The following is a 14,338-nucleotide window of genomic DNA, read 5'->3' on the forward strand; positions in this document are numbered from 1 at the left end:
TAGATTGGCCCCTTGAAGATCCAGACACTTCGCCCCTCTTAACTTAAGAGGTAGTCTTGGAGCTATGTTCAGTACTAGTCACAACGAGAAGATGGTCGAAGTGTTAACAGGGGCCGAGCGCCGTCGACGCCGGACTCCACAAGAAAAGATCGCCATCGTGCAGCAGACCTTTGAGCCCGGGATGACCGTCTCTCATGTTGCTCGCTTGCACGACGTCAACGCAAACCAGCTTTTCAAATGGCGTAAGCAATTCCAAGAAGGGTCTCTCACGGCGATCACCGCCGGTGAGGATGTTGTTCCTGCTTCCGAGTTGGCTGCTGCCATCAAGCAGATCCGAGAGCTTCAGCGTCTGCTCGGGAAGAAGACCATGGAGAACGAGATCCTCAAAGAAGCCGTGGAGTATGGTCGAGCAAAAAAATGGATTGCGCATGCGCCCTTGTTGCCGGGGGACGACGATTAAGTGCTGTGAGCCAGGCTCTTAATGTATCGCGTGCGCAGCTATCCGTTCGTGTTCATCGAAAACCGGGTTGGCAAGATGGTCGTCATCATCGCCAGCGTGATGATGCAGCCTTACTTGGCCGTATCATGGAGGCGATGGCAGAGCTTCCCTCCTATGGCTATCGCCGGGTCTGGGCGCTGTTACGGCGTCAGTCTGAGGCAACAGAACAACCTGTGGTAAACGCTAAGCGGGTATATCGCGTCATGCGCGAACATGGCTTGCTGCTGGAAAGAAAACCAGCTGCACCATTGGCCCAGCAGGCACATAAGGGGCGTGTTGCCGTCAAGGAGAGCAATCGACGGTGGTGCTCAGATGGCTTCGAGTTTCGCTGCGATAACGGTGAAAAACTACGTGTCACGTTCGCCATGGATTGCTGCGATAGGGAAGCGTTGGACTGGGCGGCCAGTACTGGGGGTTACGATAGTGACACTGTGCAAGATGTCATGCTGAGGTCTGTCGAACATCGCTTTGGGGATTCGTTGCCGGCATCACCGGTGGAGTGGCTGACTGATAATGGCTCGGCGTATCGAGCCCATGAGACCCGCGCGTTTGCACGAGAAATCGGGTTGGAGCCCAGAACGACAGCAGTGAGAAGCCCACAGAGTAACGGTATAGCGGAGAGCTTCGTGAAGACGATGAAGCGAGACTATATCGAGATGATGCCAAAACCGGATAGCCGAACAGCGGTAGGCAATTTGGCTATCGCGTTTGAGCATTATAACGAGCACCACCCGCACAGCGCCTTGGGATACCGTTCACCACGGGAATTTCTGCGCAGTCGGGTATCACAACCCTAAGCGGGAAAAAGTGTCTGGACCTATGGGGTCAAATCCATCACGTTGAAGCAATAGGAAGAAGATGAAGGAGATTTCCGCATGAATGACTTGGTTATCAGGCTTCGCCGATTCAAGGACAGGAAGTCACTGGATAGAGTTGCCCCAAGGATGCTTGATAAGGCTGCTGCTACGGGCCTCCAAGAGGAGCTGAAGGTCATCGCAGCGATTGACCACCGGCAAGCAGAGATAGCTGCTGGAAGGCATTTTGATGCGGGGAAAGTCCCTATGACAGCTTGGGCATTGGTTGATTGAGTAGGAGAGAGTGATGGGACAGGTTATCGGTTATGCACGTGTGTCGTCTGTCGGTCAATCGTTGGATGTTCAACTGGATAAGCTGACAAAGGCCGGTTGTGAGCGTGTGTACCAAGAGAAGGTATCAGGGACCAGCACAGATGGCCGTGAGCAACTAGCCGAACTCCTGCGGTATGTCCGAGAGGGGGACGATGTGGTGATCACCAAGCTGGACCGTCTGGGCCGTTCTCTCGCTGACCTGCTGGACATTACGGAACAACTGGAAGCCAAGGGCGTGACCCTGCGTGTACTGGACCAGAACTTAGAGACGATGACAGCCCAAGGGAAGCTGATGTTCACCATGCTGGGTGCCTTTGCTGAGTTCGAGACGGCTCTACGCAAGGAGCGTCAGATGGAAGGTATCGCCAAAGCTAAGGCTGCGGGGAAGTACACAGGCAGGCCAAAGAGTATCGACGAGGATGCAATCAAGGCGACCCTGTTGGAAGGCGGTAAGTCCCTGCGGGAAATCGCTACGCTTCATGGAGTCAGCCGAGCGACGGTCCATCGCCTATCAACAAGGATGCGAGAGGATGGGGAGCTGAGTTGATCGAGTGTGTCTATCGGTTGAGCCTGGGACCATCGAAAGGAGCAATCACTGGGGCTGTCCCAACGTACATTAGAGAAAGCTGATTTACCCTGACCAATAGAAAGAGCTGATCGAGTGACCAACTTTGATCGAGTTTTTCAATCGACCCCCAAGGCTGTTCACCGCGACACCTTGGGGGGTTGTCGTTTGGGAGGACTCGACGATGACCCTGCGCCTGTCCCTCTGGACCTTTCTCATTGCCTCCCTTCTCCCTTCCATCCGTGTCCCTGCTGTCTTCAGGCTTTCTCTGTGGACCCGCGAGATCGTGCAGGGGTGATCGTGTGGGGTAACATGGGGGAATGCGTATGGTGATCAGAGAGAGCGTCTGAGGGGCTATCTGGAAGGGTCCAGAGGGGGAGCCTGGGGCCGAATCTGCGCTTGTTCGTCTGAATGCCCCTGTTTGTTGTCCGTGGGGCTGTCCCGAGGTCTGTACTCCCGACGATTATCCCGAAGACACCAATAAAACACCTTCTAGAGACCTCCAGAGCAGGGGCAATTGGAGCTCGTTACTTTTCCCTGACCATAGGGGGGGATACGAAAAGACCAATACTGAAAGACACCTTTAAGACACCCCAAATAACACCTCTCTTACCTTACTTACGTCAGGTATCTTCAGGATGGCCCATTGGCTGTCCTGTTGTCGCCTCTTACAGCCCTTCCCCTGATCATTCCTAGGACAACCAAGTGAGCCCATTTAGGCATCCTCCAGACAGATGACCAATGGGGATGAACATCGACGCACTAGCGTCTGTCAGACCTATCAACAGTAATGGGAATACTGGGATTAGCTTTTCCCTTGAGACCCATGGCTTTTTCACCCACATCAGTACCGCTATAATCCCGATCCAATCTGAACCATCCCCAAGACCATTGCCCAGACCTTGTGTTAGTGGGTTTGGGTTTCCTTTGCCAGACGAGGCACAAAGTGGCTCGATTGATAATAGGAGAACGACAAAATGATAACTTCTGCGTTGAACATCGCGTCCATCAATCGGACATCCGACACACAGTTCCGTACAGAAATGAGCAAGGAACAAGTGGAAGGGCTGACCGATCTAATCGAACGTGGCGTTCAGTGGAAGACCCCAATCCAGGTGGCCCGAGTCGATGGTGTCTTGTTCCTCACCGACGGCTTCCACCGTGTCGAAGCGTATGAGGCAGCAGGGTACGCTGAGATCCCTGCCGGCCAGTACGAGATCGTCGAATGCGAGACTATGAATGAAGTGATCATGTTGTCCATGCGGGCCAATGCTGCACACGGTAACAAGAACACCACAGCAGATCGTGTACGAATGGTGGACAAGTTAATCCAGATGGATGAAAAGCGGTTCATGAAGAACCCGTTTCTGGTGAACATTGACGAAGTTATGGCTGCACTCCAGCTCACTAAAAAGCAGGCTCGCCTTGCAGTTGACCCCAAAAATTCAGAGCTGAAATCGAAGCGCTGGGTTGCAATCGTGAAGAGATACAAGCAGGGGATGAGTGGGAATGCTATTGCTAAGGAACTGCAAATTGGGCAATCCACAGTATCAGATGTTATTCGTGAGATTATCGAAGATGAGCGCAATGATGAGCCAAAGATCCGTCCTGGCTCCATCTTCACCACTCCGATGACGGGCGTCGAGTACTACGCCAATTTGGCAGATCTTCGCGAAACAAATCCAGCAATGTACGAAGAAGAACTGAAGGTTGCACATGCCGAGTATAGGGCTCTAAAAGCTAACATCGATGCTCTTCAAGCCCAACTTGAAGTAGCCCAAGCCAAACATAAAGAGATTGAATCTAAGATGTCGCCTGACGAGATTATCGCTGCAAGAGCTCTGTGGGAATTGAGGCGAGCAGAGCGTTCAGCCAAGTCATAGTGCCTTTCCAAAAACTACAGCTACTAATAACAAATGAGGGCCTTGCGAGTCTCGGTATTGGTTGGAGATGTCTATCCACTACCCGATGAAAACTTGGAGGTCTGTGGCCTTACCGAAAATGCCCAAGGGGCAAATCCGGTAACTCAGCCTCCTTCCTTTCTGTTACTCCCATCCGGTGAAAAATCCCTGACCTTAGCAATACATCTGGCCATCTCTCGGTCAATGCTCGGGCATGTTTCGTGTATCTGAAGACTGTTCTGACGTGTTGGAGAGAGGGCCAGGGAGATTCACGCTGAGGAGTAATAAAATGCAAATTACATTTAACGCCAATACCTATGTTATTCGCCATAATGCCGAAGGATTGCTATCTCTTACCGACATCGAGAAAGCCTGGCGTGATTCTGGTGGTTCGGGTGGCCAGCTCAGGAACTGGTTAACGAGCGATGATTACAAAAGGATGTCCTCTGAAATTCAGAAGACTACAACCCGTGGCCGGAATGCGGAGACCTGGGGTTGTAAACGAGCAGTCATCCTCTATGCCTCTTATTGCTCAGTAGCCTTTCAACTTGCAGTTGTGGATGCTTTCACTGAATTGACCGAAGGGGATACCTTCAAAGCAGCAGCAATAGCCGGGTCTGTTGCGGTATCCCCCGAGCTGATCGAGAAACATGACAACACGCGGCAAGCGATGAATGACATGCTCCAAGAAAAGGGTATCTCTATGGGAGGCCATGCCTATGGGAACTTCTATCGGTTGGCCTGTAAGGCTGCCACTGGTTATGTGCCTACTGTACTCACAGGGAAGAATGGGACAGTCAAAGATTACCTGGTGGCCGCGGAACATCCCGAGTGTATGGCCGCCTTGATCGCCGCGATGGAGACGATCACCATGGGCCTGAAGGTCGGTCTGAATTATCACAAGGTCGCCGCCATGCTCAACGTAGAAACCACCAAGAACGTGGATTACTTCGATTAATCAGTCCCCCGAAGATAAAGCCATCAATGGTGGACTTCAGGTCTTCCTCAATGAGGATTTGCCTGAAGACAGGCTCTTGAATCTGCGTGAACCAGCGGTATCATTAGAGCCCGTACGTTTATGACTTACGTAAGGAGACCGCTATGCGAATCCCTTTGCCTGACTTTGACAAAGATCCCTACATGTACGCCCTTGTGCGTCTTGGTGGCATGTTAGAGGATGTCCGGGTTGGCTTCACTACCCTTGAGGAAGCTGTCCATTCGTATCTTGAAGAGAACGAGGATTTCCCGCTTGAATTACTCGCTGTTCTCTTCGGGGCAGACATTAAAGTGATCGAGGCCATGGCCGCGCGCTATGAGCCCGATGCTGCCTTGGATGAAATCCTTGGCCCCAGGGAAGGCATCCCCAGCCACTAACTCTGCCTTAAGCTAGTCTCTAAGCCCGCTGCGCCTCCTAAGGTCCGGCGGGTTTTCTTTTTTCTACTAAATCCAAGAGGAACCCTGTGACCCCAACTTTTACCAAGAAGTATGGCTACAACACCTTCAACACTTCGAGTGTGATCGCCCAGTCCCCGTACCTGCTGGACCCCGACACTAAGTTCAACGCCGAAGGCGACCTGAAGTGCAACTTCACCGTCGAAGACAATGACTACTGGCGCGGTGTCATTGAGAGGTGCGAGTCCGACCTGAAGGAATACGCCGCTCAAGTCCACAAGGACACCGGCAAGAAGCCGCGCCTGTCAGCCGACCTGCCGTGGGTAGAGAACTATGACGGCACCATTACCTTCAAGACCAAGCGCAAAGCCCAGATTACCCGCAAGAAGGACAAGAAGGTAATCGAGATCACCGTTCCCCAGTTCGACGCCAAGTGCCAGCCAATCATGCCGATGGTTGAGATCAGCGGTGGATCCGCCATTAATCTGAATTTGGAGATCTATACCTGGGTTGTCATCAACAGAGCGGGAGTGTCTCTGCGTCCCCTAGCGGTGCAGGTATTGGACCTGTATGAGAAAAGAGGTCCTAGGCGTGATGCCGATGAGTATGGCTTTGGCGTGGTGGAAGGGCCTGTACTCTTGAAGCCGTTCTGATTAGGTATCAAAGAAACGACATAGCCTCAGAGGCAGGTGCCAAGGTTACCAGTGGCGGATCCCGAATAGTCATAAGAGCTATGCATGCAAAGAGATCAGCACTTGGTAACAAGGCTCTCCACGTTTTTGCTGCGTTCCTTTCCGTTGATTTACTACGTGGTTTGTCCCAGAGCTTGAGACCACAGGGGAGGGCAGTTATCATGGGCTCCTCAATTGCCCCTATAGCTACTCCACTTCATGTGGATTACTTTGGTCGGGTTAGTTGTTACATTTTGACTTTAGAAATCTTGTTGATGGCGCTCAGTTCCATCCCCAAGTGCCTGATTTATTTGGGCTCGCATTGATAACCCGTCGACCTGGTCAGGACCGGAAGGTAGCAGCCAAGGCGGGGGACTCGAGTGCCGGGATGTGGCTGGTAGGGCCACCACCTGTTTCTGCCATTCAACAAGTTACAGCTAATACCCCCTTCAGACCTCTTGGTAATCCACTTCATGTGGATGAATCAGGAGTCTTCAAAGTGCATTTTCAGCTCTCTTCACATGCTATTTGCTCTACCGCAAGGTGAGCCTGTGCCCTATGGGCGTTCATCAGGCTTCAGACCGCGCCTGGCTCAAACTTCCTCTTGATCTTCAGCACTGTCCCCTTGAGATCATGCTTTCCCTCAGTCACCTCCCGTGGCCTCTATGGCCCAGCCATCTTCTGACTTTCAGCACTGCAAGCTCTTGCAGTACGCCATCTGACGCCTCCTTTTGTTGGCGCCGGCAGAGCAGGTGAGGCCATGCGCTTGATGCGACACCATGCCGGGGCCACGCGGCAACGCGAACCCCTCTGGTGGCGGGAGCCCGGGCAGGCTATCTTGCCGTTACTGGAGACGCCGGGAACCGGTTTCATACCGTGCGACTCTCCCGTTCTGTTTTATGGATGGTGAGGCCCCGTGCAGGGGCTGCTCTCGACTCACCAGAGACCAGGCTGACAGGCGTGGCATGAATGCAGACCCCGTCAGCCTCTTTTCGCGCCCCTGAGGGGCGCCGTTTTCTGTGGTTGCTCAAAGGAGCCCTGATGATTGGCATGATCGCATCTCTACTCAAACCGGGCCTGCCCGAACACCCGGACTCCTCGCAATATCATGGGGGCCGGTTCAACAATGCCGTGACACCCCAGGCGCGAAGTCTGTGGGAAGGGGCCAGGCTCTGGTGGGACTTTCTGTTCGCCAAGCCTGAGGGCACGGTGCCGGATCGCGCCATTCCGGTACAGGTCATGACCCGGGAGGGGCTCATCGCGGCGCCGGACAACAGCGTGTGGCGCTTCGGCCACTCCACTCTGCTGCTGAAGTTGCAGGGCACGTTCTGGCTGACGGATCCCGTGTTCAGCGAGCGGGCCTCGCCGGTGCAGTGGTTCGGCCCCAAGCGCTGGCATCAACCGCCCATCACCCTGGAGGCGCTGCCCCCCATCGAGGGGGTGATCCTCTCCCATGATCACTACGACCATCTCGATCACGGGGCCATACTGGCGCTGCAGGAGAAGGTCGACCACTTCATCACGCCCCTCGGGGTGGGGGCGCGCCTCATGGCCTGGGGGATTGCGAAGGAGAAGATCCGCGAACTGGACTGGTGGCAGCAGACCCGGGTGGGCGGTGTCACCCTGGTAGCGACCCCGGCCCAGCATTTCTCCGGCCGTGGCCTCGGGGACGGCAACCAGACCCTCTGGGCCTCCTGGGTCATTCGCGGCGAGGGGGTCAACCTCTTCTTCAGCGGTGACAGCGGCTACTTCGACGGTTTCAAGGAGATTGGCAGGCGCTACGGTCCGTTCGACGTGACCTTCCTCGAGACCGGGGCCTACGACAAGCGCTGGGAGCTGGTGCACATGCTCCCGGCGCAGACGGCGCAGGCGTTTCACGATCTCGGGGGGAAATGGCTCTATCCGGTGCACAACGGCACCTTCGATCTGGCCATGCACCGCTGGAACGACCCGCTTGAACAGATTGCCCGACTGGCTGCCGAGCAACAGATCCCCCTGACCACGCCTGTCATGGGGGAGCCTCTGGAGGTGCTGAGCCCCCATGAGGGTAGCCCCTGGTGGCGCGATTGACCTGAGTGCCTTCCAAAGACGGTGTCACCCCTCAAAGGGGCGTGCGGGAGGTTGGGGCCGGGCCCTGTGAGCGCCCCCGCTGCCTCCCCATCCTCTGCGCCGGACCCGCGACGGCCAGGCGGGGAGGGCGCACGGGAGCGCCTTGCCGCGTTATCTTCTGCCACCAGAGTCTTGCTGATACCTCACTCGGGCTGGGCGGCAACCTGGCGCTTGAAGGGACCTGGCTTGTTGGCCTTGCGGTGTTCCGAAACCAGGATCAGCAGGCGCTGCAGGGCGATGAAGCTGAACAGCAGCAGGCCGATGATGATCTTGGTCCACCAGGAGCTGAGGGTGCCGTCGAAGTTGATGTAGGTCTGGATCAACCCCTGGATCAGCACCCCGAACAGGGAGCCGAAGACGGTGCCCACCCCGCCGCTCAGCAGGGTGCCGCCGATGACAACGGCGGCGATGGCATCGAGCTCGACCCCGACGGCGGCGAGCGGGTAGCCCGCCGAGGTATAGAGCGCGAACACGATGCCTGCCAGGGTCGCCAGGGTGGTGGAGAGCAGGTAGATGCGAATGGTGGTGTGGCGCACCGAGATCCCCATCAGGGCTGCCGAGGTGGCGTTGCCGCCGATGGCGTAAACGTTGTTGCCAAAGCGGGTGCGGTTGGCGAGCAGGATGCCGAAGACCACCACCGCCAGCATGATGAGGGCCAGCAGGCTCAGGCGACCGCCCCCCGGTATCTTCCACGACAGGCTCGACAGGTAGGTGAAGGTGGGGTGATCGATGGGCAGGGACTGCTCGGAGATGAGAAAACTGGCCCCCCGCAGGAAGAACATGCCCGCCAGGGTGATGATGAAGGCGGGGATCTTCAGGGTGTCGATCAGCCAGCCCATGAGGGCGCCAAAGCCTGCCCCGAGCACCAGCACCAGAGGGATGGCCAGCACGGGGCTGACGCCCAGCTTCCCGATGAGGGTTGCCAGCAGCACGCCGGTGAAGGCGATGACGGCCCCCACCGACAGATCGATGCCCCCCGAGAGGATGACGAAGGTCATGCCCACCGCCACTATTCCCAGAAACGCGTTGTCCGTCAGGATGTTGCAGATGATGCGGGTGGACATGAAGGCTGGGAAGGAGGCCAGGCAGAGCAGATAGCCCAGCACGAAGACCATGATGGTCACCATCAGGGGGAGGTTGCGTTTAAACATGGCGAGTCCCTCGCTGGAAGAGGTGGTTGAGGGCCGGTGACTGCATGACCAGCACCGCCAGCACCACCAGGGCCTTGACGATCTGGTTCCACTGGGGCTGGTAGCCGGAGAGCAGGATCCCGGTGTTCACCCCCTGGATGATCAGTATGCCGATCAGGGAGAGGGCGAGGTTGAAGCGCCCCCCCATCAGGGAGGTGCCCCCTATCACCACCGCCAGAATGGCGTCCATCTCGAGCCAGAGTCCGGCGTTGTTGGCATCGGCACCCCGGATGTCGGCGGCGACTATCATGCCGGCGACGGCGGCCATCATGCCGCTCAGCAGGTAGGTGGCGATCACCACCATGGGGGTGTTGAGCCCGGCGTTCTTGGCGGCCTTGATGTTGATCCCCACCGCTTCGATGAAGAGGCCGAGGGCGGTGCGCTTGGTCAGCAGCCAGAGCAGCAGCGCCATGCCCAGGGTGATGATGACCGGGGTGGGCAGATAGAAGAGGGAGCCGCTGCCGATCCAGGCGAGTGCGTCGTTGTTGAAGGTGATGATCTGCCCCTCGGTGATGAGCTGGGCGATGCCCCGGCCCGCCACCATGAGGATCAGGGTGGCGACGATGGGCTGGATCTTGAACACCGCCACCAGCAGGCCGTTCCACAGGCCGCACAGAAGGCCCACCCCGATGACAGCGGCGAAGATGACCGGCAGGCTGTGACCGCCGGTGGCCAGGCTGGCCATGGTGGCCCCGCTGATGGCCATGACGGCTCCCACCGACAGGTCGATGCCGCCGGTGGCGATCACCAGCGTCATGCCGAGGGAGAGCAGGGCCACCGGGGCACAGCGGTTGAGGATGTCGATGAGGCTGCCAAACAGCCGCCCATCCTGGATGTGGATGGCGAAGAAGTTGTCGGCGACCAGGGCATTGATGAGCAGCACGCACACCAGGGCGGCGCACTGGGCCGAGCCCGTGGGCCACTCCCTGCGGGCGCGCGACCCCTTGGCGAGGGGGAGAATGGATGACGTCATATCAGGCCTCACATGCAATGGCGTTCATGATGGCAGGGACGCTCAGGGCGTCCGTCGCAAGCTCTGCCACCTGTTTTCTGTCACGAAGGACGATCACCCGATCGGCATAGCCCACCAGCTCCTCGAGCTCGGAGGAGATGACCAGCAGGGCCAGCCCGTTGGCGCAGAGGGATTCGATGAGGCGGATGATCTCGGCGTGGGCCCCCACGTCGATGCCCCGGGTAGGCTCGTCCAGGATCAGGAACTGGGGTTTGGTGAGCAGCCAGCGGGCGAGCAGCACCTTTTGCTGGTTGCCCCCGGAGAGAAACTGGATGGGCTGCTCTGGTCCCGGGGTCTTGATGGCCAACTGCTCGATGAGGCGGGCGGTGATCTCGTCCTGCTCCTTGCGAGACAGGGGATGCAACCAGCCCCGCTGGGCTTGCAGGGCCAGCACCATGTTCTCCCGCACCGAGGCCGAGGCGATGATGCCGGCGCTCTTGCGATCCTCCGGGCAGAAACCAAAGCCGTTGGCGGCCGCCTGGCGTGCAGAGCGGATGGTCACCGGCTTGTCCCGCACCCGGCACTCGCCGCTATCGCTCGGGACTATGCCGAACATCAGCTCGGCGGTCTCGGTACGACCGGACCCGAGCAGGCCGGCGAGGCCCACTATCTCCCCGGGCATGACGTCGAGACTGAAAGGGGTGATGACTCCCCGCTTGCCATAGTCCCTGAACGACACCATGGGCTGGTTGCTGCGCAGTGTTTTGCCCGCCCGCTTGAGGGCATTGTCGTCCAGCTCGCGTCCCAGCATCATCTTGACCAGCTCCAGTTGTGGCAGTGCCTGGGTGTCGCGGGTGCCGACCAGCTCGCCGTTGCGCAGCACTGTGATGCGATCGCTGATGGCGTAGACCTGATCGAGAAAATGGGTGATGAAGATGAGGCTCACCCCCTGATCCCGCAGGCGCGTCATCAGGGAGAAGAGCATCTGGACTTCGCTGGCATCCAGGCTCGCGGTGGGCTCGTCCAGGATCAGGATCCTGGCGGAGAGTGACACCGCCCGGGCGATGGCCACGATCTGCTGCATGGCGACCGAGTAGTGGTCGAGGGGCAGGGTGACATCCATCTCGAAGCCGTGGCTGGCCATGATGGCGCTGGCCTGCCGGGTCATGGCGCCCCGGTCGATGAAGCCGAAACGGCGTGGCTCGTGGCCGATGAAGAGGTTGTCCGCCACCGACATGTTCGGCAGCAGGTTGACCTCCTGATAGACGGTGCCTATCCCCAGACGCTGGGCATGGGCGGTGTCCGTCGGGGAGATGGGGACGCCATCGAGTTCGATACGGCCAGCGTCTCGCTGATAGACACCGGTGAGGGTCTTGATCAACGTGGACTTGCCGGCCCCGTTCTCGCCGAGCAGCGCCATGATCTCTCCCCGGCGCAGGGAGAAGTCCACCTGATGCAGGGCTCGTACTCCGGGAAACGCCTTGCATATTCCGCGGGCATTCAATACGACATCGTGAGTGTTCTCTGACATGAACATTGGCTCTCCGATATAGCGCGCCATACAAGTTCAATCACTTATATGGCGCGCTATGTGACAGTCTGGCGGGGGAGCGGGATTAATAACCCATGTCTTTTTTCAGCTCGAGCTGCGCCTCGGCACTCCCGGGCTCAAACAGTTTGGACTCCGTCTTGATATGTTTGGGGGGCAGGGTGCCATCTTTCTTATAGGCCAGCAGGGCATCGAAGGCCGGTCCCGCCATATTCGGCGTGAGCTCCACCGAGGCATTGGCTTCGCCTGCGATCATCGCCTTGAAAATATCCGGCACGCCATCGATGGAGATGATCTTGATATCCTTGCCCGGTTTCAGCCCGGCCTCTTTAATGGCCTGGATGGCGCCGATGGCCATGTCATCGTTATGGGCGTAGACGGCGCAAATATTCTTGCCGCTATTTTCCGCCTTGATGAAGCTCTCCATCACCTCCTTGCCCTTGCTGCGGGTGAAGTCGCCGGACTGCGTGCGGATGATCTTGATGGTGGGCACGGCCGAGACGGTGTCGAGGAAGCCCTTCTTGCGATCCAGCGCCACGCTGGCACCCACCGTGCCCTGCAATTCCACCACGTTGCACGGTTTGCCATCCTGCTGCTTGATGAGCCACTGGGCTGCCACTTCCCCTTCGTGGACGCTGTCGGCGGCGACCCCGGTCATGAAGAGACCGTCATCTTTTACCGTGATATTGCGATCCAGCAGGAAGACCGGGATCTCGGCCTCTTTCGCCTCCTGCAATACTGGCTCCCAACCAGTCTGTACCACGGGGGCAATAAAGATGGCATCCACCCCCTGGGCAATAAAGGAGCGAATGGCCTTGATCTGGTTCTCCTGTTTCTGCTGGGCATCGGCAATTTTCAGGATGATGCCGCGTTTTTGGGCTTCGCTCTTGGCGACCGATGTTTCTGCAGCTCGCCACCCGGATTCAGAACCAATTTGCGAGAAGCCCACGGTCATCTCTGCAGAATATGCAGTGGCCGAGAGAATAAGGGTGCTGATAATGCTCGCCAGTTTCACTTTTTTATACATATGACACTCCTTTGTGATGCATGGTGAAATAAACCGGAACACGTCAGGTTTTTATTGTACGGGTCAAGGTTATAGGCTCTTGAATTAAACGGCGGGAGGTGGCTCACAGAAAATTTTTAGCAGCACGATGCTTCATACAAACAGCAGAAGAGTTCATATATCGAGCCCTGCCTGTATTGATTTTTATGCATATTTATTTAATTAGGCAACCATTGTGTCCAGAGTGCCACCTGCTTTTTGCCCCCGGTATCGGGGGCGCAGGCACGCAGATGAGGGGCCCTCGTCAACGAAGAGGGGGATATTCCCCTGGCACAGGCGACCCCTCTGGGTGCACCGCTGCCAGCAGATAATCCACGAAGGCCCGGACCCGGGCCGAGAGGTGACGGTGCTGTGGATAGAGGGCGTAGAAGGGGCGGGATCGCCCCGCAAAGGGGGTCATCACCTCGATCAGCTTGCCTTGCAACAGCGCCTCGGCTGCCACGAAATGGTAGATCTGGAACAGACCGCCCCCAGCCACCGCCCAGCCCAGGCCCGCCAGCACATCGTCAAGCACCCGCTGTCTGCTCTGGACATGAAGGTCGACAGGGTCCCCCTGCTCGTTCACGAACTGCCAGGGGAAGGGGCGACCCGTGCTCGGGGTGATGAACTGGATCAGATCATGTTGCGACAGCATCTCCAGGGAGGTTGGCGCGGGGCGGCGGGCGGCATAATCGGGGGTGCAGAAGACCCCGAGGCTGGCATCCTCCAGCTTGCGGGCGATGATCCGCCCATCGCGCGGCTCCCCCAGCCGGATGGCCAGATCGTAACCATCCTCCACGAAGTCGATGTTCCTGTTGGAGACATTGAGCTCCAGCTCGACCTCGGGATAGGCCGCCATGAAGCCTGGCAGCAGGGGCACCAGACGGTGGTGGGCATAGACGGTGCCCACGCTGATGCGCAGCACTCCTCTGGGGTGGCGCTGGCGGCCGGTGATGGCCCGCTCGGCCTCGGCGATCTGCTCGAGCGCCTGCTGGCACTGTTCCCGATAGAGCTCCCCGTCATGGGTGAGGCGCACGCTGCGGGTGGTGCGATGGAAGAGTTTGACGCCGAGCCTGGCCTCGAGACGCTGGATGGAGCGGCTCACCGAGGCGGGCGTTACCCCCAGTACCTGAGCCGTGGCGGTAAAGCTACCAAGTTCGGCTGCCTTGCAAAAGAGCTCTATGGTGCCGAGCTGGACGGGGTCGAAGGCACGGGACATATGTTCATCCATGTAAATAATCAAGTTCAATGGTGTGAGTTTATTCGTCCGTGTGTAATCAGTAAATTGCTCATCGAGGGCGGCCCGGTGGCCGCCCGATCGATCACTGCCATCAAAAG

At 57.8% G+C, this 14,338-nt stretch carries 13 protein-coding genes and 1 other RNA gene; 9 read left to right on the forward strand and 5 right to left on the reverse strand.

Annotated features, from left to right (window positions below; genetic code table 11):
* Nucleotides 1-91: 91 nt before the first annotated feature.
* The 9 genes from AB5Y70_RS09040 to AB5Y70_RS09080 all read left to right on the forward strand — a co-directional run bounded on the left by AB5Y70_RS09040 (nucleotide 92) and on the right by AB5Y70_RS09080 (nucleotide 8,225).
* A protein-coding gene (locus AB5Y70_RS09040; protein ID WP_102948393.1) for an IS3 family transposase occupies nucleotides 92-1,296 on the forward strand; the annotation gives its coding sequence in 2 pieces (ribosomal slippage) (nucleotides 92-410 and nucleotides 410-1,296; 1,206 coding nt in all).
* Nucleotides 1,297-1,374: 78 nt separating this feature from the next.
* Nucleotides 1,375-1,587, forward strand: a complete 213-nt coding sequence (locus AB5Y70_RS09045; protein ID WP_010673871.1) for an Hha/YmoA family nucleoid-associated regulatory protein — start codon at nucleotides 1,375-1,377, stop codon at nucleotides 1,585-1,587.
* 13 nt (nucleotides 1,588-1,600) lie between these two features.
* Nucleotides 1,601-2,173, forward strand: coding sequence for a recombinase family protein (locus AB5Y70_RS09050; RefSeq protein ID WP_010673872.1), 573 nt, complete (start codon nucleotides 1,601-1,603; stop codon nucleotides 2,171-2,173).
* 995 nt (nucleotides 2,174-3,168) lie between these two features.
* The gene (locus AB5Y70_RS09055) at nucleotides 3,169-4,074 is read left to right on the forward strand and encodes a ParB N-terminal domain-containing protein (protein ID WP_010673874.1); all 906 of its coding nucleotides are present in this window, start codon (nucleotides 3,169-3,171) and stop codon (nucleotides 4,072-4,074) included.
* Between the two features lie 307 nt (nucleotides 4,075-4,381).
* Nucleotides 4,382-5,050, forward strand: coding sequence for a KilA-N domain-containing protein (locus tag AB5Y70_RS09060; RefSeq protein ID WP_010673875.1), 669 nt, complete (start codon nucleotides 4,382-4,384; stop codon nucleotides 5,048-5,050).
* 143 nt (nucleotides 5,051-5,193) lie between these two features.
* Entirely contained in the window at nucleotides 5,194-5,466 is a 273-nt protein-coding gene (locus AB5Y70_RS09065) for a hypothetical protein (protein ID WP_010673876.1), read from the forward strand.
* Nucleotides 5,467-5,552: 86 nt separating this feature from the next.
* Entirely contained in the window at nucleotides 5,553-6,137 is a 585-nt protein-coding gene (locus AB5Y70_RS09070) for a phage single-stranded DNA-binding protein (RefSeq protein ID WP_010673877.1), read from the forward strand.
* Between the two features lie 327 nt (nucleotides 6,138-6,464).
* Nucleotides 6,465-6,558: signal recognition particle sRNA small type (gene ffs / locus AB5Y70_RS09075), an RNA gene on the forward strand.
* A gap of 638 nt (nucleotides 6,559-7,196) precedes the next feature.
* Complete coding sequence (locus AB5Y70_RS09080; protein WP_041211379.1) at nucleotides 7,197-8,225, forward strand: MBL fold metallo-hydrolase; 1,029 nt, start codon at nucleotides 7,197-7,199, stop codon at nucleotides 8,223-8,225.
* Between the two features lie 182 nt (nucleotides 8,226-8,407).
* On the opposite strand, the gene yjfF is transcribed toward AB5Y70_RS09080, so the two are convergent.
* The 5 genes from yjfF to AB5Y70_RS09105 form a co-directional block, all read right to left on the reverse strand.
* Nucleotides 8,408-9,415, reverse strand: a complete 1,008-nt coding sequence (yjfF, locus tag AB5Y70_RS09085) for a galactofuranose ABC transporter, permease protein YjfF (protein ID WP_010674604.1) — start codon at nucleotides 9,413-9,415, stop codon at nucleotides 8,408-8,410.
* Complete coding sequence (gene ytfT, locus AB5Y70_RS09090; protein ID WP_010674605.1) at nucleotides 9,408-10,427, reverse strand: galactofuranose ABC transporter, ATP-binding protein YtfT; 1,020 nt, start codon at nucleotides 10,425-10,427, stop codon at nucleotides 9,408-9,410. The genes yjfF and ytfT overlap by 8 nt, the downstream gene beginning before the upstream one ends.
* 1 nt (nucleotide 10,428) lies before the next feature.
* A complete protein-coding gene (gene ytfR / locus AB5Y70_RS09095) occupies nucleotides 10,429-11,937 on the reverse strand; it encodes a galactofuranose ABC transporter, ATP-binding protein YtfR (protein ID WP_010674606.1) in 1,509 nt (502 codons plus the stop codon).
* 85 nt (nucleotides 11,938-12,022) lie between these two features.
* Nucleotides 12,023-12,982, reverse strand: a complete 960-nt coding sequence (gene ytfQ, locus AB5Y70_RS09100; protein WP_010674607.1) for a galactofuranose ABC transporter, galactofuranose-binding protein YtfQ — start codon at nucleotides 12,980-12,982, stop codon at nucleotides 12,023-12,025.
* A 283-nt stretch (nucleotides 12,983-13,265) separates the two neighbouring features.
* Nucleotides 13,266-14,231 (reverse strand): LysR family transcriptional regulator, encoded by a 966-nt coding sequence (locus AB5Y70_RS09105; protein WP_197975637.1) that lies wholly within the window; start codon nucleotides 14,229-14,231, stop codon nucleotides 13,266-13,268.
* Between the last annotated feature and the right edge of the window lie 107 nt (nucleotides 14,232-14,338).

The organism is Aeromonas sp. s1(2024) (assembly GCF_040908005.1).
In the GTDB taxonomy this organism is placed as follows: domain Bacteria; phylum Pseudomonadota; class Gammaproteobacteria; order Enterobacterales; family Aeromonadaceae; genus Aeromonas; species Aeromonas caviae.